This window comes from Gemmobacter nanjingensis, from assembly GCF_014652195.1.
Lineage (GTDB): Bacteria > Pseudomonadota > Alphaproteobacteria > Rhodobacterales > Rhodobacteraceae > Gemmobacter > Gemmobacter caeni.
This window is the reverse complement of sequence record NZ_BMYI01000001.1, coordinates 375,415-394,041: the sequence shown is the minus strand read 5'-3', so window position 1 is coordinate 394,041 and position 18,627 is coordinate 375,415. Positions and strand designations below refer to the sequence as shown.

The 18,627-nt window shown below is 65.7% G+C and carries 21 protein-coding genes; 15 read left to right on the top strand and 6 right to left on the bottom strand.

Going from position 1 to position 18,627, the window contains the following annotated elements:
* Positions 1–633 carry a TetR/AcrR family transcriptional regulator gene (locus tag IE126_RS02010; RefSeq protein WP_054301063.1) on the bottom strand — a complete coding sequence of 211 codons (633 nt, stop codon included), beginning with the start codon at positions 631–633 and terminating at the stop codon, positions 1–3.
* A gap of 149 nt (positions 634–782) precedes the next feature.
* On the opposite strand from IE126_RS02010, the gene IE126_RS02005 reads away from it, so the two are divergent.
* Both IE126_RS02005 and hydA read left to right on the top strand, forming a co-directional pair.
* The gene (locus tag IE126_RS02005; protein WP_189380046.1) at positions 783–2,033 is read left to right on the top strand and encodes a Zn-dependent hydrolase; all 1,251 of its coding nucleotides are present in this window, start codon (positions 783–785) and stop codon (positions 2,031–2,033) included.
* A 77-nt stretch (positions 2,034–2,110) separates the two neighbouring features.
* Entirely contained in the window at positions 2,111–3,565 is a 1,455-nt protein-coding gene (hydA, locus tag IE126_RS02000) for a dihydropyrimidinase (protein WP_189380045.1), read from the top strand.
* On the opposite strand, the gene IE126_RS01995 is transcribed toward hydA, so the two are convergent.
* Positions 3,532–3,675 carry a hypothetical protein gene (locus IE126_RS01995; RefSeq protein WP_161805975.1) on the bottom strand — a complete coding sequence of 48 codons (144 nt, stop codon included), beginning with the start codon at positions 3,673–3,675 and terminating at the stop codon, positions 3,532–3,534. The two genes, hydA and IE126_RS01995, sit on opposite strands and share 34 nt — an antisense overlap.
* Positions 3,676–3,758: 83 nt before the next feature.
* Here IE126_RS01995 and IE126_RS01990 point away from each other — a divergent pair, with 83 nt between their 5' ends.
* The 10 genes from IE126_RS01990 (at position 3,759) to IE126_RS01945 (ending at position 13,695) form a co-directional block, all read left to right on the top strand.
* On the top strand, positions 3,759–4,559 hold the full coding sequence (locus IE126_RS01990; RefSeq protein ID WP_189380044.1) for an ABC transporter ATP-binding protein: 801 nt from the start codon (positions 3,759–3,761) through the stop codon (positions 4,557–4,559).
* Positions 4,560–4,660: 101 nt separating this feature from the next.
* On the top strand, positions 4,661–5,524 hold the full coding sequence (locus IE126_RS01985; protein WP_108130327.1) for an ABC transporter permease: 864 nt from the start codon (positions 4,661–4,663) through the stop codon (positions 5,522–5,524).
* 14 nt (positions 5,525–5,538) lie between these two features.
* A complete protein-coding gene (locus tag IE126_RS01980) occupies positions 5,539–6,411 on the top strand; it encodes an ABC transporter permease (protein ID WP_189380336.1) in 873 nt (290 codons plus the stop codon).
* Between the two features lie 35 nt (positions 6,412–6,446).
* Positions 6,447–7,421, top strand: coding sequence for an ABC transporter substrate-binding protein (locus IE126_RS01975; RefSeq protein WP_054301080.1), 975 nt, complete (start codon positions 6,447–6,449; stop codon positions 7,419–7,421).
* Positions 7,422–7,625: 204 nt separating this feature from the next.
* Entirely contained in the window at positions 7,626–7,832 is a 207-nt protein-coding gene (locus tag IE126_RS01970; protein WP_054301079.1) for a cold-shock protein, read from the top strand.
* A gap of 114 nt (positions 7,833–7,946) precedes the next feature.
* Positions 7,947–9,233: a helix-turn-helix domain-containing protein gene (locus tag IE126_RS01965; protein WP_189380043.1), complete on the top strand. Its 1,287-nt coding sequence runs from the start codon at positions 7,947–7,949 to the stop codon at positions 9,231–9,233.
* A 111-nt stretch (positions 9,234–9,344) separates the two neighbouring features.
* Entirely contained in the window at positions 9,345–9,716 is a 372-nt protein-coding gene (locus IE126_RS01960; RefSeq protein ID WP_108130296.1) for a response regulator transcription factor, read from the top strand.
* Positions 9,713–9,988, top strand: a complete 276-nt coding sequence (locus IE126_RS01955) for a hypothetical protein (protein WP_054303261.1) — start codon at positions 9,713–9,715, stop codon at positions 9,986–9,988. The genes IE126_RS01960 and IE126_RS01955 overlap by 4 nt, the downstream gene beginning before the upstream one ends.
* Entirely contained in the window at positions 9,988–12,687 is a 2,700-nt protein-coding gene (locus IE126_RS01950) for an ATP-binding protein (protein ID WP_108130295.1), read from the top strand. The genes IE126_RS01955 and IE126_RS01950 overlap by 1 nt, the downstream gene beginning before the upstream one ends.
* A 54-nt stretch (positions 12,688–12,741) precedes the next feature.
* The gene (locus IE126_RS01945; protein ID WP_189380042.1) at positions 12,742–13,695 is read left to right on the top strand and encodes a FliM/FliN family flagellar motor C-terminal domain-containing protein; all 954 of its coding nucleotides are present in this window, start codon (positions 12,742–12,744) and stop codon (positions 13,693–13,695) included.
* A 71-nt stretch (positions 13,696–13,766) separates the two neighbouring features.
* Here IE126_RS01945 and IE126_RS01940 read toward each other — a convergent pair whose 3' ends face one another.
* From IE126_RS01940 to IE126_RS01925, 4 genes are read right to left on the bottom strand one after another with little or no spacing between them, the layout of a single operon-like run.
* Positions 13,767–14,183: a TIGR01244 family sulfur transferase gene (locus tag IE126_RS01940; RefSeq protein ID WP_189380041.1), complete on the bottom strand. Its 417-nt coding sequence runs from the start codon at positions 14,181–14,183 to the stop codon at positions 13,767–13,769.
* Between the two features lie 9 nt (positions 14,184–14,192).
* Positions 14,193–14,654 (bottom strand): DUF6691 family protein, encoded by a 462-nt coding sequence (locus tag IE126_RS01935; protein ID WP_229825181.1) that lies wholly within the window; start codon positions 14,652–14,654, stop codon positions 14,193–14,195.
* Complete coding sequence (locus tag IE126_RS01930; RefSeq protein ID WP_108130325.1) at positions 14,655–15,080, bottom strand: YeeE/YedE family protein; 426 nt, start codon at positions 15,078–15,080, stop codon at positions 14,655–14,657.
* 45 nt (positions 15,081–15,125) lie between these two features.
* Entirely contained in the window at positions 15,126–15,989 is an 864-nt protein-coding gene (locus IE126_RS01925; protein ID WP_189380335.1) for an MBL fold metallo-hydrolase, read from the bottom strand.
* Between the two features lie 154 nt (positions 15,990–16,143).
* Between IE126_RS01925 and IE126_RS01920 the strand changes: the two genes are divergently transcribed.
* The 3 genes from IE126_RS01920 to IE126_RS01910 all read left to right on the top strand — a co-directional run bounded on the left by IE126_RS01920 (position 16,144) and on the right by IE126_RS01910 (position 18,625).
* Positions 16,144–16,461: a TraR/DksA family transcriptional regulator gene (locus IE126_RS01920; RefSeq protein ID WP_054303256.1), complete on the top strand. Its 318-nt coding sequence runs from the start codon at positions 16,144–16,146 to the stop codon at positions 16,459–16,461.
* Positions 16,462–16,477: 16 nt separating this feature from the next.
* A complete protein-coding gene (locus IE126_RS01915) occupies positions 16,478–16,666 on the top strand; it encodes a hypothetical protein (RefSeq protein WP_108130293.1) in 189 nt (62 codons plus the stop codon).
* A gap of 138 nt (positions 16,667–16,804) precedes the next feature.
* The gene (locus tag IE126_RS01910) at positions 16,805–18,625 is read left to right on the top strand and encodes an enoyl-CoA hydratase-related protein (RefSeq protein WP_189380040.1); all 1,821 of its coding nucleotides are present in this window, start codon (positions 16,805–16,807) and stop codon (positions 18,623–18,625) included.
* The last annotated feature ends 2 nt before the right edge of the window (positions 18,626–18,627 follow it).

The window sequence follows — 18,627 nt, the reverse complement described above, 5'->3', positions numbered from 1 at the left end:
TCACAGCACCCCGATCCCGCGCAGGATGATCTGTTTCACATTGGTCTTGGCGGCATTCCACTGAGTTTCGGACAGTGGTTTGCCGCCGTTCAGCGTTTCGATCTGGTGGCTGAAATCGGCATAGTGCTGGGTCGTGGCCCAGAGCATGTAAAGCAGGTGCTGCGGATCGACGGGGGCCATCCTGCCCTCGTCGATCCAACGCTGGATCAGCGCGGCCCGCCCCGCCGTCCAGTCGCGCAACGTGGTTTCCAGATAATCCTGGATCACCGGCGCGCCATGCATCACCTCTGATGCCCAGACTTTCGAGCCTTCCGGGTGGCGGCGGGAAATATCCATCTTGGCGTCGATATAGGCGCCGATGCCTTCCGCCGGGGTTTCGGCGCCATCCATGCTGTCGGCGGCATGCAGCCAGATTTCAAAGATATTCTGCACCACGCGGCGGTACAGCTCTTCCTTCGTTGCGAAATAATAGTGCAGATTGGCTTTCGGCAGCCCCGCCAGATCGGCGATCAGCTGCATGGTCGCACCACCAAACCCCGCCTCGGCAAAGACTTTTTCCGCTGCCTGAAGAATGAGCGTTTCATTCATCGCGCGGATCTCGTTGCGGCGCATCGGGCGGGGCGTTTCGTTCATCGGGCCTCGGATCGCAGGGGGCTTGCGGGGAACGGAGATTTTCGTTGACCGGATAGTCAGCTTCTATAGCCTGCAATCTGACCATACGGTCAGGAAGAGATTCGCCGCAAGCCCGCAGCAGACGGGCGGCAGACAGGGAGAGCAAGCTGATGCCAGCACCCGGAGAGAACCTTCGCATCAATTCGGCGCGGCTGTGGGACAGCCTGAACGAGATGGCCCTGATCGGCCCCGGCGTGGCGGGCGGCTGCAACCGGCAGACACTGACCGATGCCGATGGCGAGGGCCGCCACCTGTTCAAACGCTGGTGCGAGGCGGCGGGCATGACCATGGGTGTCGATACCATGGGCAACATGTTCGCGACGCGGCCTGGCACCGACCCCGATGCGCTGCCGGTCTATATGGGCAGCCATCTCGATACCCAGCCGACGGGCGGCCGATATGATGGTGTGCTGGGCGTTCTGGGCGCGCTGGAGGTGGTGCGCACGATCAATGACATGGGGCTGAAGACGAAGCACCCGATCGTTGTGACCAACTGGACGAACGAGGAGGGCGCGCGGTTCGCACCGGCCATGCTGGCCTCTGGCGTGTTCGCTGGCATCCATACGCAGGATTACGCCTATAATCGCACCGACCCCGAGGGCAAACGCTTTGGCGAGGAACTCGCCCGCATCGGCTGGGTCGGGGACGAGGTTGTCGGCGCCCGCAAGATGAAGGCGATGTTCGAACTGCATATCGAACAGGGGCCGATCCTTGAGGCGGAAGGAAAAAGCATCGGCGTCGTCACCCATGGGCAAGGCCTGTGGTGGCTTGAAATCACCCTGACGGGCAAGGATGCGCATACCGGCTCGACCCCCATGGCGATGCGGGTGAATGCCGGCCTCGGCATGGCGCGGATTACCGAGCGCGTGCATCAGATCGCCATGAGCCACCAGCCCAATGCCGTGGGCGCGGTCGGGCAGGTTTTCGTGCATCCGAATTCGCGCAACGTGATCCCCGGCAAGGTAGTGTTCACCGTGGACATCCGCAGCCCGGAACAGGCCAAGCTCGACGCCATGCGCGCCGAGGTGGAGCGCGCGGCCCATGCGGTTGCGGCCGAACTGGGCCTTGGATGCAGCATCGAGCCGGTCGGCCATTTCGACCCGGTGACCTTTGACCCCGAACTGGTGGGCATCGTGCGGGAGAGTGCGGAAAAGCTGGGCTACAGCCACATGGATATCGTTTCCGGCGCCGGACATGATGCCTGCTGGATCAACCGCGTGGCGCCGACCACCATGGTCATGTGCCCCTGTGTGGATGGGTTGAGCCATAACGAGGCCGAGGAAATCAGCCCCGAATGGGCGGCGGCGGGCACCGATGTGCTGCTGCATGCGGTGTTGCAGGTGGCCGAAGTCGTCGAATGACGGGAAGGCCGGGGGCGCTGCCCCCGGACCCCCGGAGTATTTGGACAAGAAGCAAAAGCGGATCGGGAGAGAGCGGCATGGCATCGACGGTGATCAAGGGCGGGACGGTTGTCACGGCGGATCTGTCCTATGAGGCGGATGTCCGCATCGAGGGTGGGGTGATCACCGAAATCGGTACCGGGCTTAAGGGCGACACGGTGCTGGATGCCGCAGGCTGCTACATCATGCCGGGCGGGATCGACCCGCATACCCATCTGGAAATGCCCTTCATGGGCACCTATTCCGCCGATGATTTCGAAAGCGGCACGCGGGCGGCGCTGGCGGGCGGCACCACGATGGTGGTGGATTTCGTGCTGCCGGGGCAGGGGCAGGGGCTGATGGATGCCGCACAGATGTGGCACAACAAGTCGGGCCGGGCGAATTGCGATTACTCCTATCACATGGCGATCACCTGGTGGGGTGAGAAGGTCTGGGAGGGGATGGAGGACAGCGTGAAGGCGGGCATCACCTCCTTCAAGCATTTCATGGCCTACAAGGGCGCGCTGATGGTGAATGATGACGAGTTGTTCGCGTCATTCCGCCGGGTGGGCGATCTGGGCGGGCTTGCCATGGTTCATGCCGAAAACGGCGATGTGGTGGCGGAACTGACGGCGAAGCTGCTGGCCGAGGGTAATTCCGGCCCCGAGGCGCATGCCTATTCCCGCCCGCCGCAGGTGGAGGGTGAGGCCACGAACCGCGCCATCATGATCGCCGATATGGCGGGGGTGCCGCTTTATGTGGTCCATACCTCCTGTGAAGAGGCGCATGAGGCGATCCGCCGGGCGCGGCAGGCCGGCAAGCGGGTCTGGGGCGAGCCGCTGATCCAGCATCTGACGCTGGATGAGAGCGAATATTTCAACCCTGACTGGGATCATGCCGCGCGGCGCGTCATGTCGCCGCCCTTCCGCAACAAGGCGCATCAGGCGAGCCTCTGGGCCGGGTTGCAGGCGGGCAGCCTGTCCTGCGTGGCGACGGATCACTGTGCTTTCACGACCGAGCAGAAACGGTTCGGGGTGGGCGATTTCTCGAAGATCCCCAATGGCACCGGCGGGCTGGAGGACCGGCTGCCGATGCTCTGGACCCATGGGGTGAACACGGGGCGGCTGACGCCGAACGAGTTTGTCGCGGTGACCTCGACCAATATCGCCAAGATCCTGAACCTTTACCCGAAGAAGGGGGCGGTTCTGGTTGGTGCCGATGCCGATCTGGTGGTCTGGGACCCGGCGAAGGAAAAGGTGATCTCGGCGGGCAGCCAGCAGTCGAGCATTGATTACAACGTGTTCGAGGGGCAGGCAGTGAAAGGCCTGCCGCGGTTCACCCTGTCGCGCGGCAAGGTCGTGGTGCATGACGGCGAGATGCGGACCGAGGAAGGCCATGGCCAGTTTGTCGGTCGCGCGCCGCGCCCGGCGGTGAACCGGGCGCTGAGCGCCTGGAAAGAGCTGACCGCGCCGCGGCCGGTTCAGCGTTCAGGCGTGCCTGCGACGGGGGTCTGAGGCGGTATCGGGTCCGGCGGTGGCGGCGGGGCGAAGGTCAGGACCGGAGGGGCGAAGAAATACTCCTCCAGATCCTCCTCCGTCGGTGCGAAGGCGAGCGTTGTGATCATGGTATCCTCCCTGAATGTCCGAGCATGCGGGGAATCGGTAAACGGAATATGAACCGGCACGGAGTGGCCGGATGCGGGGATGGATGAAGGACAGCGCAGAGAAGGCAGGGCCGGTGATCGAGGCGCGGGGGCTGGATCTGGTGTTCCAGACCGCCGACGGGCCGGTGCAGGCCTTGAAGGATGTCAACCTGACCATCGACAAGGGCGATTTCGTCAGCTTCATCGGCCCTTCGGGCTGCGGCAAGACCACCTTCCTGCGCTGCATCGCGGCGTTGGAGCATCCCACCGGCGGCAGCCTGACGGTGAACGGCATGACGCCGGACGAGGCGCGGCGCAAACGCGCCTATGGCTATGTGTTTCAGGCAGCGGGGCTTTACCCCTGGCGCACCATCGCAGGCAATATCCGCCTGCCGCTGGAGATCATGGGATTTGCGCGGGATGAACAGAACCGGCGCGTGAAGGACGTGCTGCAACTGGTTGACCTGGAAGGGTTTGGTGGCAAGTTTCCCTGGCAGCTTTCTGGCGGCATGCAGCAGCGCGCGAGCATTGCGCGCGCGCTGGCTTTCGATGCTGACATCCTGCTGATGGACGAACCCTTCGGCGCGCTGGACGAGATCGTCCGCGACCGGCTGAACGAGGAATTGCTGAAGCTCTGGGCACGAACTGGCAAGACCATCGGTTTCGTCACCCATTCCATCCCCGAGGCGGTTTATCTTTCCACGAAGATCGTGGTGATGAGTCCGCGTCCGGGGCGGATTACCGATGTGATCGAAAGCCCCTTGCCGAGGGAGCGACCGCTGGACATCCGCGACAGCCGCGCGTTCATCGAGATCGCCCATCGTGTGCGCGAGGGCCTCAGGGCGGGGCATGGCGATGAGATGTGAGGGCGCGAAAGGCAGAGGGGCTGTCTGCCCCCCTCTTGCGCCTGCGGCGCAATTCACCCCCCGAGGATATTTTTCGACAGAAAATGAGCGGGGCGGGCATGTTGCGTAATCTCGTCCCGGTTCTGACCGTTGTTCTGGCGATTGTCGGCTTGTGGTATCTGGCGGCGATCTGGATGAATGCGACCTGGGTTTACGATCAGGCGGCGCGCGAGGGGCGTGAGGTCATGCTGGTCGATCTGGTGACCGAGACGCTGCATCAGGAGCGGCCGGTGCTGCCCGCACCGCATCAGGTGGCGAAGGGGCTGTATGACGGGTTCTTCGGCCAGAAGGTGACGTCGAAACGCAGTCTGGTCTATCACGGCTGGGTCACGCTGTCGGCGACGCTTCTGGGCTTTGTGATGGGGTCCGGTCTGGGCATCCTGCTGGCGGTCGGCATCGTCTATAACCGGGCGATGGACATGAGTGTCATGCCATGGGCTATTGCCAGCCAGACCATCCCGATCCTTGCCATTGCGCCCATGATCATTGTCGTTCTGAACAGCATGGGGGTGCAGGGGATTGTGCCGAAGGCCATCATCTCGGCCTATCTTTCGTTCTTCCCGGTGGTGGTGGGCATGGTGAAGGGGCTGCGCGCCCCCGACGGGATGCAACTGGACCTGTTGCGCACCTATAATGCCAGCGGGGCGCAGACCTTTGCCAAGCTGCGGCTGCCATCGTCGATGCCGTATCTGTTCGCCTCGCTGAAGGTGGGGGTGGCGGCCTCGCTGGTGGGCACGATTGTTGGCGAACTGCCGACCGGGGCGGTGGCGGGGCTGGGCTCGCGGCTCCTGAGCGGGTCCTACTACGGACAGACGGTGCAGATCTGGGCGGCGCTGTTCGCGGCGGCGCTGCTGGCGGCTTCGCTGGTGGCGATCATCGGGCTGGCGGAGCGGATCGTGCTGCAACGGATGGGGCTGGTGCGATGATGGGGCTGGCAATGATGGCCGCCATCGCGGCGGCGGGGTTTGTGGCCGACTGGCGGCTTGGGCTGGTGCTGGCGGTCTGGTTCGGCGCCTGGACGCTGAACGCCGGCCTGGCCGAGGGGCGCGGCTCCTGGGTGCGGCGGGTCGTTCCGCTGATCTTTGGCATCACACTGCTGGTGCTGTGGGAAATGACGGTGGATCTGTTCGGGGTGAACCCTGTGATCCTGCCTGCGCCCTCGGCGATCTGGGCGCAGCTGATCAGCAGTCTCCCGACGCTCTGGGCCGATTTCGTGCAGACCTTCGTGAAGGGTGCGCTGACCGGCTATGTGCTGGGCTGTGGTGCTGCCATCGGTACGGCGATCCTGATTGACCGCTCGCCCTTCCTGCAACGCGGGTTGCTGCCGGTGGGGAATTTCGTGGCCGCCCTTCCCATTGTCGGCATCGCGCCGATCATGGTCATGTGGTTCGGCTTTGACTGGCATTCCAAGGCGGCGGTCGTGGTGGTCATGGTGTTCTTTCCCGTGCTGGTGAACATGGTGGCAGGGCTTAAGGCGACCGAGCCGATGCAGCGCGACCTGATGGCAACCTACAGCGCAAGCTACTGGCAGACGCTGATGAAGCTGCGCCTGCCTGCCGCCTTGCCCTTCCTGTTCAACGGGTTGAAGATTGCCACCACACTCGCGCTGATCGGGGCCATCGTTGCCGAATTTTTCGGCAGCCCTATCGTCGGCATGGGGTTCCGCATCACGGCAGAGATCGGGCGGCTTGGCCTGCCGATGATCTGGGCCGAGATTGCGGTGGCGGCTTTGGCGGGATCGGCCTTCTACGGCTTGGTCGCGCTGATCGAGAAACGGATGACCTTCTGGCATCCGTCGCAGAGACGACAGTGAAAAACCGGGAAAACCGGCAACATGGAGGTTTGACTATGAAATATCTGATGACGAGTGCGGCGGCGCTGGCCTTCATGGCGGGCGCGGTTCAGGCCGAGGATGTGACGCTGCAACTGAAATGGGTCACCCAGGCGCAGTTCGCGGGCTATTACGTTGCCAAGGACAAGGGGTTCTACGACGAGGAAGGGCTGAACGTCACCATTCTGCCCGGCGGCCCGGATGTGGCGCCGACGCAGGTCATCGCGGGTGGCGGCGCCGATGTGGTGGTGGACTGGATGCCTTCAGCCCTGGCCGCGCGGGAGAAGGGGCTGCCGCTGGTCAATATCGCGCAGCCGTTCAAATCCTCGGGGATGATGCTGACCTGCCTGAAGGAATCGGGCGTGGCGACCCCGGCCGATTTCAAGGGCAAGACGCTGGGCGTCTGGTTCGGGGGCAACGAATATCCGTTCCTCAACTGGATGAACAAGCTGGGGCTGAAGACCGACGGCACCGATGTCACCGTGCTGAAACAGGGTTTCAACGTCGATCCGCTGTTGCAGAAACAGGCGGCCTGCATCTCGACCATGACCTATAACGAATATTGGCAGGTGATCGACGCGGGCGTGAAGCCCGAGGATCTGGTGACCTTCAAATACGAGGACGAGGGCGTCGCCACGCTGGAGGACGGGCTTTATGTGCTGGAGGATAACCTCAAGGACGCGGCCTTCGACGAAAAGATGGTGAAATTCGTCCGCGCCTCGATGAAGGGCTGGAAATACGCCGAGGCGAACCCGGACGAAGCCGCGATGATCGTGCTGGAAAATGACGAAACCGGCGCCCAGACCGAAAGCCACCAGAAACGCATGATGGGCGAGGTGGCAAAGCTCACCGCCGGTTCGAACGGTGCGCTGGACGAGGCGGATTATACCCGCACGGTCGAGGCGCTGATGTCGGGCGGTTCGGACCCGGTGATCACCAAGGCCCCCGAAGGCGCCTGGACGCATCAGATCACCGACAAGGCCCTGCAATAAATCTGAAGGCGCGCGGGGGCGGATCTCCGCGCGCTTTTTTTGAGACCGCTGCCGGTGCTTGTGCGGAAGCCGACGAAGTGGTATTCAAAAGCGGCTAAGCTTCTTCTCTCGACCTTCTGTTTCCTTATGGCTTCAGTGGATCCGACGACGACACTGAGCCGGGCCGCCGCACTCCGCGGGCGGCAAACAAAAGGAGATATCACGATGGCCAACGGCACCGTGAAATGGTTCAACGCCACCAAAGGTTTCGGTTTCATCGCCCCCGAGGGTGGTTCGCGCGACGTGTTCGTGCACATCTCGGCGCTGGAGCGCGCAGGCATCCGTCAACTGAATGACGGTCAGGCTGTGACCTTCGACATCGAAAAAGGCCGTGACGGCCGCGAATCGGCGACCAATATCGCGCTGGCCTGATCGGCACGCGACATTGCGACAGGGGCGGGGCTGGTGCGAACCGGCTCCGCCTTTTTCATTTCTGTGTATTTGTAAAGTTTACAGATTTGTGTAAATTGTCGGCGGAGGTGACCCATGCCGCTGAGCGCCCTGACCGGAAGCCGTGTGCGCGAGCGCCGTCTGGCGCTGGGGTTGCGTCAGGCCGATGTGGCGCGGGCCGCCGGGATTTCTGCCGCCTATCTGAACCTGATCGAACATGGCCGCCGCCGGGTGACGGGTGATGTTCTGGTGCGTCTGGCCACGGTGCTGGGCATCGAGTCGGCAGAACTGGAGCAGGGCAGTGAGGGCGCGCTGGCCGAGGTACTGCGCACCGCCGCCGCCGCCGAGCCGGAGGCTGCCGCCGAGCTGGAGCGGATCGAGGAATTCATCGGGCGCTATCCGGGCTGGGCGCGCCTGTCCGGGGGCCTGCAGCGGCGTATCGGTCAGCTGGAACAGGCCGTGGCGGCGCTGAACGACCGGATTGCCCATGACCCGCACCTGAGCCTGTCGCTGCACGAGGTGCTGTCGGCAGTCAGTTCCGTGCGCTCCACGGCGGCCATCCTTGCCGAAACCGAGGATATCGAGCCGGAATGGCGCGCGCGGTTCCATGCCAACCTGCACCATGACAGCGAGCGGCTGGCCACCGGGGCGGAGGCGCTGGTGGCCTATCTCGACGGATCGGACCGGACCGAGATGCCGGGCGCGGTGTCGCCGCAGGAGGAGCTGGACGACTGGCTCGCCGCGCGCGGCTGGTATCTGCCGGAACTGGAGGCGCCGGGCGGCGAGGTCGATCTGTCGGCGCTGGCCTCTGTGGCGGCGCGGGATCTGGCAACGGTCTGGGTCGCACGGATGCGGGCCGATATGGCGGCGCTGCCGCTGCCGCGGCTGGAGGCCGCGCTGACCGAATGGGGGCCGGACCCGGTTCTGATCGGCACACGGACCGGGGCAGGGGTTCTGGTCGCGATGCGGCGGCTGGCGCTGCGGCCCGGTTCGGACCTCGGGCTGGTGATCGCGGATGCGGCGGGGGCGCTGGTGTTCCGCAAACCCGTACCGGGATTCGTGCCGCCGCGGTTTGGTGCGGCCTGTGCGCTCTGGCCGCTGTTCGAGGCGCTGGCCCGCCCCATGATGCCCGTGCTGGCCGAGATCGAGATGGCAGGGCGGCGGCGCGCCCGCTTTGCCGCCCGCGCCTGGGGCGAGGCAAGCTGGCCCGAGGGCTTTGGCGGGGTCGAGGTGCGGCAGGCGGCGATGCTGCTCAGCCCGGTGCCCGATGCGGGCGGGTCCGTGCGCCGGGTGGGGGCCACCTGCCGCATCTGCCCCGAGCCCGGCTGCCCTGCCCGGCGCGAGGCGCCCATCGTCAGCGAAGTGACCGGCCTGCGCGGCTGACCGATGCCAAAGTCATAGCCGCTTCCCCGTCGCGGCTTTTGACACGGCGGGGATTTCCGCCGATAGTCGGGGCAGGCGCGGGGAGGCGCCAGCGCGACCGGGGGAGGTGCCGTGACTCATCACGCTATGCTGATCGAGGACGAGCCGAATATCGCCGAGGCGATCCGCTTCCTGCTGAACCGCGAGGGCTGGCAGGTAACGACCCTGGGAGACGGTGGCGTGGCCGAGGCTGAGGTGCGCGCCCGCAGACCGGATCTGGTGATCCTCGATCTCATGCTGCCGGGCCGGTCAGGGCTGGAAATCCTTCAGTCCCTGCGCGCCGATCCGGCAACGGCGGAACTGCCGGTGATGATGCTGACCGCCAAGGGGCAGGGCCGCGACCGCGAGGCGGCCGAGCGCGCGGGGGCCAGCCTGTTCATGGCGAAACCCTTCTCCAATACCGAATTCGTGGCGGCGGCCCGGTCCCTGCTGGGCGTGGCATGAGACCGCGCGGCCCGGTCTTTCTGGCGCGGCGCAGCTATCGCCTGCGGCGGATGCGCGATGCGGCCCGGCTGCTGCCGGTGGCCGGGGCCTTCCTGTTCCTGCTGCCGATCCTCTGGGCTCCGGCAGAGACCGAGGCGCGGGATACGGCGGTGGACGGCGCCTATCTGTTTGTCGTCTGGTTCGGGCTGATCGTGGTGGCGGCGCTGATGGCGCGCGGCCTTGGCGCGCAGGAGGAAGAGCCGGGCACCGAAGGCGGCGAGGGGCGCGGCTGATGCCCTTCAACCTGCTGGTCCTGGCCTGCCTCACCTATGTGATCTTCCTGTTTCTTGTGGCTTTTCTGGCCGAACGGCGGGCCGAGCGGGGCCGCGCCCGCTGGCTGCGGTCTCCGCTGGTCTACACGCTGTCGCTCAGCATCTACTGTACGGCCTGGACCTTTTATGGCGCCGTCGGCTATGCGGCGCGGTCGGGGCTGGAGTATCTGACGATCTACCTTGGCCCGACGCTGGTCTTCGTCGGCTGGTGGTGGGTGCTGCGCAAGCTGGTGCGCATCGGCCGGACCGAGCGCGTGACCTCCATCGCCGACATGATTTCCAGCCGTTATGGCAAGTCGAACGCGCTCGGGGTGATCGTCACCATGATCTGCGTGGTCGCGGCCACGCCCTATATCGCACTGCAACTGCAATCGGTGACGCTCAGCTTCGGTGTCTTCGCGCAGCCCGGCACCTATGCCTGGATGATCCCCGACACCAATTCCACAGCGCTGTGGGTCGCGGGGGGGCTTGCGCTGTTCACCATCCTGTTCGGCACCCGTAACCTTGATGCCAATGAACAGCATACCGGCGTCGTGGCCGCCATCGCGGTCGAGGCGGTGGTGAAGCTGGTGGCGCTGGTGACGGTGGGCATTTTCGTCGTCTGGGTCGTGGCGGACGGGCCGGTGGATATCGCCGCCCGCATCAATGCGTCGGCCATTGCCGACTGGGATCTGGTGCCCTCGCGCTGGGCAGGGCTGACCTTCCTGTCGGCCGCCGCCGTCATTACCCTGCCGCGCATGTTTCAGGTGCTGGTGGTCGAAAACAGTGACGAGCGGTTCCTTGGCACCGCAAGCTGGGCCTTCCCGCTGTATCTGCTGGCGATGAGCCTGTTTGTCGTGCCGATCGCGGTGGTGGGCCTCGGTCTGCTGCCGGTGGGGGCGAATCCCGATCTTTTCGTGCTGACCGTGCCGCTGAGCCAGGGACAGGGCGGGCTTGCCATGCTGGCCTTCCTTGGCGGATTTTCCTCGGCCACCTCCATGGTGATCGTCGCTTCCATCGCGCTGGCGACCATGGTGTCGAACCATATCGTCATGCCGCTCTGGCTGCGGCTGCGGCCTGCGAAATCCGTCTCCGGCGATGTGCGGCGGCTGGTGCTGATGTCGCGGCGGCTGTCCATCGCGGCTGTGCTGGGGCTGGGCTATCTGTATTTCGCGCTGTCCGGCGGGTCTGCTGCCCTGGCCGCCATCGGGCTGATCTCCTTCGTTGGCGTGGCGCAGATGCTGCCTGCCATGCTGGGCGGCATCTTCTGGCGGGGCGCCACGCGGATCGGGGCGGCGGCGGGGCTGCTGATCGGCTTCGTGGTCTGGGCCTACACGCTGTTCCTGCCCAGCTTCGGCCCCGGCGCCATCCTGCCGCTGGATGTGTTTCTCAATGGTCCGTTCGGTATCGGCTGGCTGCGCCCCCGCGCGCTGTTCGGGGTGGAGGGCATGGACCCACTGATCCATGCCCTGTTCTGGAGCCTGTCCTTTAACACTGCCGCCTTCACCATCGGCTCACTGCTCAGCTTCCCGACCCCCATCGAGCGGGCGCAGGGTCTGGCCTTCGTCTATGTCTTTGACACCGAACGGGCGGAACTGCGCGGATGGGGCGATGGTCTGGCCGAGCCGGAATCGCTGCTGATCATGGCGCAGCGCATTCTGGGCGACGAACCCGCACTGACTTTCTTCGAGGAACAGGCCCGCGCGCAGGGCAAGGCCGGTTATCTGCCCGACCCTTCGCCCGCCTTTCTGGCCGCGCTGGAGCGGCAACTGGCGGGGTCCGTCGGTGCGGCGGCAGCCCATGCGATGATTTCCGAACTCGCGGGGCGGGCGCGGGTGACAGTGGATGATCTGATGCGGGTGGCCGATGAAACCGCGCAGATCATGGAATATTCCAGTCAGCTGGAATCGCAGCGCGCCGAACTGGAACGCACTGCCCGGCAATTGCGCGAGGCGAACGAGAAGCTGACCCAGCTTTCCGTGCAGAAAGATGCTTTCCTCAGTCAGATCAGCCATGAACTCCGCACGCCGATGACCTCGATCCGGGCATTTTCCGAAATCATGATGGAAGGCGGCATGCCCGAGGGCATGCCCGAGAAATACGCGGGCATCATCCATGAAGAGGCGATCCGCCTGACCCGGTTGCTGGATGACCTGCTGGATCTGAGTGTGCTGGAAAACGGCACCGTGCAGCTTGACCTGAAGCTGGCCAACCTGTCGGAACTGCTGGACCGTTCGCTGCGCGCCGCCGCCCAGACCCGGCCCGAGCGTGACTTTCTCATTCACCGCGACCTGCCCGCCGAGGCGATATTCCTGCGCACGGATCCTGACCGGCTGGCGCAGGTGTTCATCAACCTGATCTCCAACAGCCGCAAATACTGTGACGCCACGCGCCCTGAACTGCGGATCGTGGTGCGCCAGCGCGGCGGGCGGGTGCTGGTGGATTTCATCGACAACGGCTCGGGCATCCCGAAAGACAAGCAGGCGCTGATCTTCGAGAAATTCGCCCGCCTGACCGATCAGACCCGCGCCGGCGGCGCTGGGCTTGGCCTTGCGATCTGCCGCGAGGTTATGGCCAATCTGGGCGGCACCATTACCTATCTGCCGGGGCAGGGCGGGGCGGCCTTCCGTGTCTCCATGCCGCTGCGCCTGGAAAAACCGCCACTGGCCGAGGCGGCGTAATCCTTTGGTAAGCCTCTGCTGCGAGGGTAGAGGCGGAAGACAAGGGGAACAACCGTGGATCAGGGGGTCATCAGGCGCAAACTGGCAGGGGCGCAGGCGGCGCGGCTGCCCGATGGCGGTGTGGAACGTGCGCTGCCGCTGGCGCTGGCGCGGGCCGCGCGCGAAAGGCTGGGCAGCGACCTGACCGTGTCGGGTCTGGCCGCGCATCGGTTCTCTCTGGCGGAACTGCTGGAGCAGCCGCCTGATCTGGCCCTGATCGCGATTCTGGAAGGCCCGCGCGAGGCCACAGGGGTGATGGTGCTGGATTCCGGCCTGCTGGCCGCGCTGATCGAGGTGCAGACGCTGGGGCATGTCGCGCCCCAGTCGGCTGCGCCGCGCCGCCCGACACGGACCGATGCCGCCATGGTGGCGGACTGGGTCGATGCCGCGCTGGCCGCGCTGGAAGAGGCGCTGCTGACGGAAGAGGATCTGGTCTGGACGGACGGGTTTCGCTACGCCTCCTATCTGGATGAGCCGCGGCCTCTGGCCCTGATGCTGGAGGATGCGCCGTTCAAGGTGCTGACCTGTGATCTGCGTTTTGCCGCCGGGCGCGAGGGGCGGGTGATCCTTGCCCTTCCGGCCGAAGGGCATGGCCGTCGCCCGCAGCGCAAGACGCCGCTGCCCGCGCCCGACCCGATGGAGGGGCCGGGTTTCACCGCGGCGCTGGCGGACCGTCTGGCCGAAGCCGAAGCGGTGGTTGAGGCTGTCCTTTGCCGGGTGACCCTTCCCCTGAACGAGGTGCTGCGCCTTGCGCCCGGCGGGGTTTTGCCTCTGCCCGGCGCACAGATCGACCAGATTCGTCTGGAGGGTGGTAATGGCCAGGTGGCCGGGCAGGGCCGTCTGGGGCAGAACCGGGGTATGCGGGCCGTGCGCCTGACCGCGCTCAGCGAAGGCGGAGCCGCACCGCTTGCCGCCTCACTCCCTCAGGAATCCGCAGCATCCGTCCTGCCCCTGACCGGGACAGGCTAGCCATGCTGATCGGGGTTCTTGCGATTCTGCGATACCTGCACCGTCTTTACGCCGGTCCAGGCAAAGCAGGCTCAGGCGTTTTCCAGCGTCGGGCGCAGCCATTCCAGCGTATAGCCGAAGCGCGCGGGAATCCCGATCAGCTCATCTGCGGGCAGACGCCCGGCATGAGCCAGCGCCCAGACCACCGACGAACGGTTGCCCGAAGCGCAATAGGCAAAGACCGGGCCCCTGGCCGCATCGATGGCGTCACGCTGGGCCGAGATGTTCTCTTCGGTGATCGCGCCGCCGATCACCGGATTTGCGATGAACTCCAGCCCCAGCGCCTCGGCTGCCGCGCGCATGTTATCAGTATGCAGGTCCGAAGGGATCTCGGCATCGGGGCGGTTGTCGACCACGGTCACATAGCCCGCCGCCTTGATCGCAGGCAGGTCGTCGGGGCTGATCTGCGGCGAGACGGCATAGGTCGGGGTCAGGGCACGGATATCCATGGTCGGTCCTCAGTCGGTGACGGCGGGGCGAAACAGCCACGCGCGAATGGCAGGCGTGACGACCATACCCGAGACCATCGCCAGAAAGAAGAGTGCTCCGCCCCAGCCGCCGAGGGCAAAAGAGGCCAGTGCCGGGCCGGGGCAAAGGCCTGCCAGACCCCAGCCCGCCCCGAACAGCAGCGAGCCCCAGATCAGTGGCCCGTCCAGCCGGGGCGGTGTGCGTGCCGGAATCAGATCGCCGAAGACCGAGACGCCCCGTCGTTCTGCGATGCGCCAGACGAAGAACATCGGCAGCACCGCCCCGCCCAGGACGAAGGCCAGCGTCGGATCCCAGTCCCCGAAGAAATCCAGCCAGCCCTGCACCTTGGTCGTGTCGATCATGCCCGAAACCAGCAGGCCCGAGCCGAACAACCCGCCCGCCAGAAAGGCCACCACCTCGCGCGGTTCGGGCATCGCGGGAATGCGCGCCATTCAGATCACCCCCAGAATATGCCGGAAAAGATAGACGGTGACAGCCCCGCCCAGCAGGTAGAAAGCTGTCGCTGCCAGCCCGCGCGGCGCCAGACGCGAGATGCCGCAGACCCCGTGCCCGGAGGTGCAGCCATTCGCCAGCCGGGTACCGATGCCGACCAGAAGGCCCGCCGCAACGATGACCAGCGGATTGCTGGTAATATGGGTGTCCACACTCCGATACAGTGGCACCAGCAGCGGCGGCACGGCCAGCACGCCGAACAGGAAGGCCAGCCGTTCGACCATACTGTCGCGGCCGGTGCCGTCCACCAGCCCACCCAGAATGCCCGACGCCCCCATGATGCGCCCGTTCACCAGCAGATACAGTCCGGCCGCGCCGCCGATCAGAAGGCCGCCGACCAGGCCCCATATCCAATCCGTCGGAATCATCGAAACTCCCTGCATGCAACGATCAGTTGGCGGTCTGGCCGGTTACAGCCCGTTGACCGGCACTTTCAGATAGCTGACGCCGTTGTCTTCCGGTTCCGGCATCTGGCCCGCCCGCATATTGACCTGAAGCGAGGGGATGATCAGCCGCGGCATCGCCAGCGTCGCATCGCGCGTCGTGCGCATTCGCACGAAATCTTCGCGGCTTTTCCCGGCGCCGACATGGATGTTCAGGGCCTTCTGCGCACCGACCGTGCTTTCCCAGGCATAGACGTCACGTCCGGGGGCCTTGTAATCATGCCCGACGAAGATGCGGGTCGCATCCGGCAGGCTCAGAATCTTCTGCACCGAATCGTACATCGTTTCGGCCGATCCGCCGGGAAAATCGCAGCGCGCCGTACCGAAATCGGGCATGAACAGCGTGTCGCCGACGAAGGCCGTGTCGCCGATCACATAGGTCAGACAGGCAGGCGTATGGCCAGGGGTATGCAGCACTTCGCCGCGCAGCTGGCCGATCATGAAGGTATCGCCCTCGACGAACAGCCGGTCGAACTGCGACCCGTCACGCTGGAAGCGCGTGCCTTCGTTGAAGATCTTGCCAAAGGTCTCCTGTACCACGGTGATACGGTCGCCAATACCGATCTGGCCGCCCAGAGCTTCCTGGATATAGGGCGCGGCCGACAGGTGATCGGCATGGACATGGGTTTCCAGAACCCACTTCAGATCAAGGTCTTGTTCCCGGATGAAGGCGATCACCGCATCCGCCGATCGGGTATCGGTCCGGCCGGAGGGATAGTCGAAGTCCAGAACGCTGTCGATCACGGCACAGGCCCGCCCCTCGGGTTCCTGCACGACATAGGTGATCGTATTGGTTGCCTCATCGAAGAAGGCATGCACCTTCGGCTGCATCGGTGTGGTCATCGGCCTGTCTCCTGCGTCTGTACGGAGGATATAATGCAGCACTGATACATTGCAAGATTTGAATGTGATTTCTGTTGACTTGCATCAAGGTGCGCGGGCGCTGGCAGCGTAAACTATCCTTACGCGAAGAGGAGGCCTTGCCATGATCCCTGTCACCACCCGGAAGACCCAGCTTGAACGTCGGCTGGCACAATTGCAGGCGCGTCTTGCCGCCATCGAAACTGAACTCGACAGCCATGATGCCCGCGACTGGGAGGAAATGGCGACCGAGCGGGAAGGGGATGAGGTGCTGGAGGGCATCGGTCTGTCCGGTCAGCAGGAAATGCGGATGATCGAGGCCGCGCTGCACCGCATTGAGGCCGGTGAATATGGATATTGCGTGAAATGCGGCGCCGAGATCGGGCAGGAGCGGCTGGATGTGGTGCCCTTCACGCCTTTCTGCCGCGCTTGCGCGGTGTGACCCGAGGGAGGAAGCAATGACTGACAAGCAGCAACAGGCCGCCCGTGAACAGGGGCTGATGGGGCTTTTCGCCGAAATGCAGGCGCTGATCGGGGTCTTGCCCACGGCTATGATGCCGCTGGCGCCGATCACACCGAAAACCGCAGCCGAGCGCGCGGCCGAGCAGGAAGAGATAGAGGCCGGTTTCGACAATATGCCGGTTTGACGCGCCGCGCCGCCGCCGCGCGGGCGGTCTGATGCCGAAAGCAGGGCCAACAGCTTGGTTTGACAGCAAAACGCGGCTGGCGGGATTGTCAAACGCCCCGTTTGGGGGCTTACTGCCCCTAATCGCAAGGGGGCAGGTATGACGGACAGCGGACATCCGGTGCGGCTGGAGCTTGAGGGTTCGGTTGCGGTTCTGGTGCTGGATGCTGCCCCGGTCAATGCGCTGGGTGCAGGCCTGCGCCGCGCGATCCTTGCGGCGCTGCATGATGCAGAGGCCAATCCCGATGTCAGTGCCCTGGTCCTGCGGGCCGAGGGGCGCAGTTTTCCGGTCGGGGCCGATATCACGGAATTTGGCCTGCCACCGGCAGAGCCTGCCTTGCCGGACCTTTGTGACCGGATCGAAGCCTGTCCCAAGCCGGTGATTGCCGCCATCCATGGCACGGCGCTCGGGGGGGGGCTGGAACTCGCGCTGGCCGCGCATTCACGGGTGGCGCTGGCCTCGGCGCGGGTCGGCTTCCCCGAGGTGACGCTGGGCATTCTGCCGGGGGCGGGTGGCACGCAACGGCTGCCACGTCTGATCGGCGCGGAACACGCGCTGCGGATGATGCTCGACGGCAAACCGGTTTCTGCGGCAGAGGCGCTGGCCCTCGGCATTCTGGACGAGGTGGTGGAAGACGGTCTGGAAGCTGCGGCCCTGCGGCGGGCGCAGGCGCTGGCCGGGCAGCCGCCGCTGCGCAGCCAGGACCGGACCGAGGGCGTCCGGGACGGCATCGCCTATCACCGGGCGGTCGCGCAGGCACGCGCGCAGGTCGAGGGGGGGCGCCTGCCCGCCCCGGCCCGGATCGTGGATTGTGTTGAAGCGGCGCAGCTTTTGCCCTTTGACATGGGGCAGGCATTCGAACGTGCCGCCTTTGACGATCTGGTCTCGACCCCCGAATCCGCCGCGCTGCGCCATGCCTTCTTTGCTGAACGTGGGGCGCAACGGCCGCCGCCGGGCACACCACTGGCCCGGATGCCGCAGCGCATCGGCATTTTCGGTGCGCGGACGGCGGATCTGGCATTGCCGGCCCTGATGGCGGGGCTGGATGTCGTGCTGGTCGACCCCAATCGCCCGCTTCTGGTCGAGGCGCTGGAGCGGATCGCCACGGCGCAGGAGCGGCAGGTGACGGAAGGGCAGATCCAGCCTGCGGTGCGCGATGCGCAATGGGCGCGGCTGAGCCCGGCGCTGGGCGCGGCGGCACTGGCGGAATGCGAGCTTGTTTTGCTGGGCGAGGCGGGGTTTCTGGCCGAGGCGATGGAGGCGACCGCCGCCGGCACGACCCTTGCGCTGATCGTCCGGGCCGAGGTGGCGGAAAGCGGGGCGCGGCTGGCCGATGTTCTGGGTTTCCGCCCGGCGGGGCGGCGCCTGATCGAGGTGGTGGCCGGGCCGCAGACCTCGGGCATGGCGCAGGCACGGGCCATTGCGCTGGCGCGCGGGCTGGGGATGGAGGCGCTGCGCTGCGCCGCTCCGGGCGGGATTGGTGCCCGCGTCATGGTCAGGGGGCGCGCGGCGGTGGCCTATATGCTGGCGCAGGGCGAAACACCGGCGGCGCTGGCCGGTGCCCTTGCCGATTACGGTCTGCAATCACTTGTGCCCGAGGCGCCGGAAAATGCCCCGCCGACTCCGGCGGCCGCACGCCTTGCCGGGCGCGTGCTGGGCGCCATGGCGAACGAGGGCGCCCGCCTTCTGGGCGGGGGGCTGGTCGCGCGGCCGTCTGATGTGGATTTCGCTCTGCTGGCGGGCAGCGGATTTGCGCGCTGGCAGGGCGGGCCGATGTTCTGGGCTGACCGGCGCGGCCCGATTCTGCTGCGGCATGACCTTGAACGCTGGGCCGAGGAGCGGCCCGACCTGTGGTCACCCGCGCCGCTGATCGCGGAGCTGGGGGCGCGGGGCGGTCACTTCGCTGACCGCAACGGCTGAGG

What these genes read in the sequence shown, in the direction of transcription:
- IE126_RS02010 (WP_054301063.1), bottom strand. Translation starts at nt 633, where the DNA reads ATGAACGAAACGCCCCGCCCGATGCGCCGCAACGAGATCCGCGCGATG.
- IE126_RS02005 (WP_189380046.1), top strand. Translation starts at nt 783, where the DNA reads ATGCCAGCACCCGGAGAGAACCTTCGCATCAATTCGGCGCGGCTGTGG.
- hydA (WP_189380045.1), top strand. Translation starts at nt 2,111, where the DNA reads ATGGCATCGACGGTGATCAAGGGCGGGACGGTTGTCACGGCGGATCTG.
- IE126_RS01995 (WP_161805975.1), bottom strand. Translation starts at nt 3,675, where the DNA reads ATGATCACAACGCTCGCCTTCGCACCGACGGAGGAGGATCTGGAGGAG.
- IE126_RS01990 (WP_189380044.1), top strand. Translation starts at nt 3,759, where the DNA reads ATGAAGGACAGCGCAGAGAAGGCAGGGCCGGTGATCGAGGCGCGGGGG.
- IE126_RS01980 (WP_189380336.1), top strand. Translation starts at nt 5,539, where the DNA reads ATGGCCGCCATCGCGGCGGCGGGGTTTGTGGCCGACTGGCGGCTTGGG.
- IE126_RS01975 (WP_054301080.1), top strand. Translation starts at nt 6,447, where the DNA reads ATGAAATATCTGATGACGAGTGCGGCGGCGCTGGCCTTCATGGCGGGC.
- IE126_RS01970 (WP_054301079.1), top strand. Translation starts at nt 7,626, where the DNA reads ATGGCCAACGGCACCGTGAAATGGTTCAACGCCACCAAAGGTTTCGGT.
- IE126_RS01965 (WP_189380043.1), top strand. Translation starts at nt 7,947, where the DNA reads ATGCCGCTGAGCGCCCTGACCGGAAGCCGTGTGCGCGAGCGCCGTCTG.
- IE126_RS01955 (WP_054303261.1), top strand. Translation starts at nt 9,713, where the DNA reads ATGAGACCGCGCGGCCCGGTCTTTCTGGCGCGGCGCAGCTATCGCCTG.
- IE126_RS01950 (WP_108130295.1), top strand. Translation starts at nt 9,988, where the DNA reads ATGCCCTTCAACCTGCTGGTCCTGGCCTGCCTCACCTATGTGATCTTC.
- IE126_RS01940 (WP_189380041.1), bottom strand. Translation starts at nt 14,183, where the DNA reads ATGGATATCCGTGCCCTGACCCCGACCTATGCCGTCTCGCCGCAGATC.
- IE126_RS01935 (WP_229825181.1), bottom strand. Translation starts at nt 14,654, where the DNA reads ATGGCGCGCATTCCCGCGATGCCCGAACCGCGCGAGGTGGTGGCCTTT.
- IE126_RS01925 (WP_189380335.1), bottom strand. Translation starts at nt 15,989, where the DNA reads ATGCAGCCGAAGGTGCATGCCTTCTTCGATGAGGCAACCAATACGATC.
- IE126_RS01920 (WP_054303256.1), top strand. Translation starts at nt 16,144, where the DNA reads ATGATCCCTGTCACCACCCGGAAGACCCAGCTTGAACGTCGGCTGGCA.
- IE126_RS01915 (WP_108130293.1), top strand. Translation starts at nt 16,478, where the DNA reads ATGACTGACAAGCAGCAACAGGCCGCCCGTGAACAGGGGCTGATGGGG.
- IE126_RS01910 (WP_189380040.1), top strand. Translation starts at nt 16,805, where the DNA reads ATGACGGACAGCGGACATCCGGTGCGGCTGGAGCTTGAGGGTTCGGTT.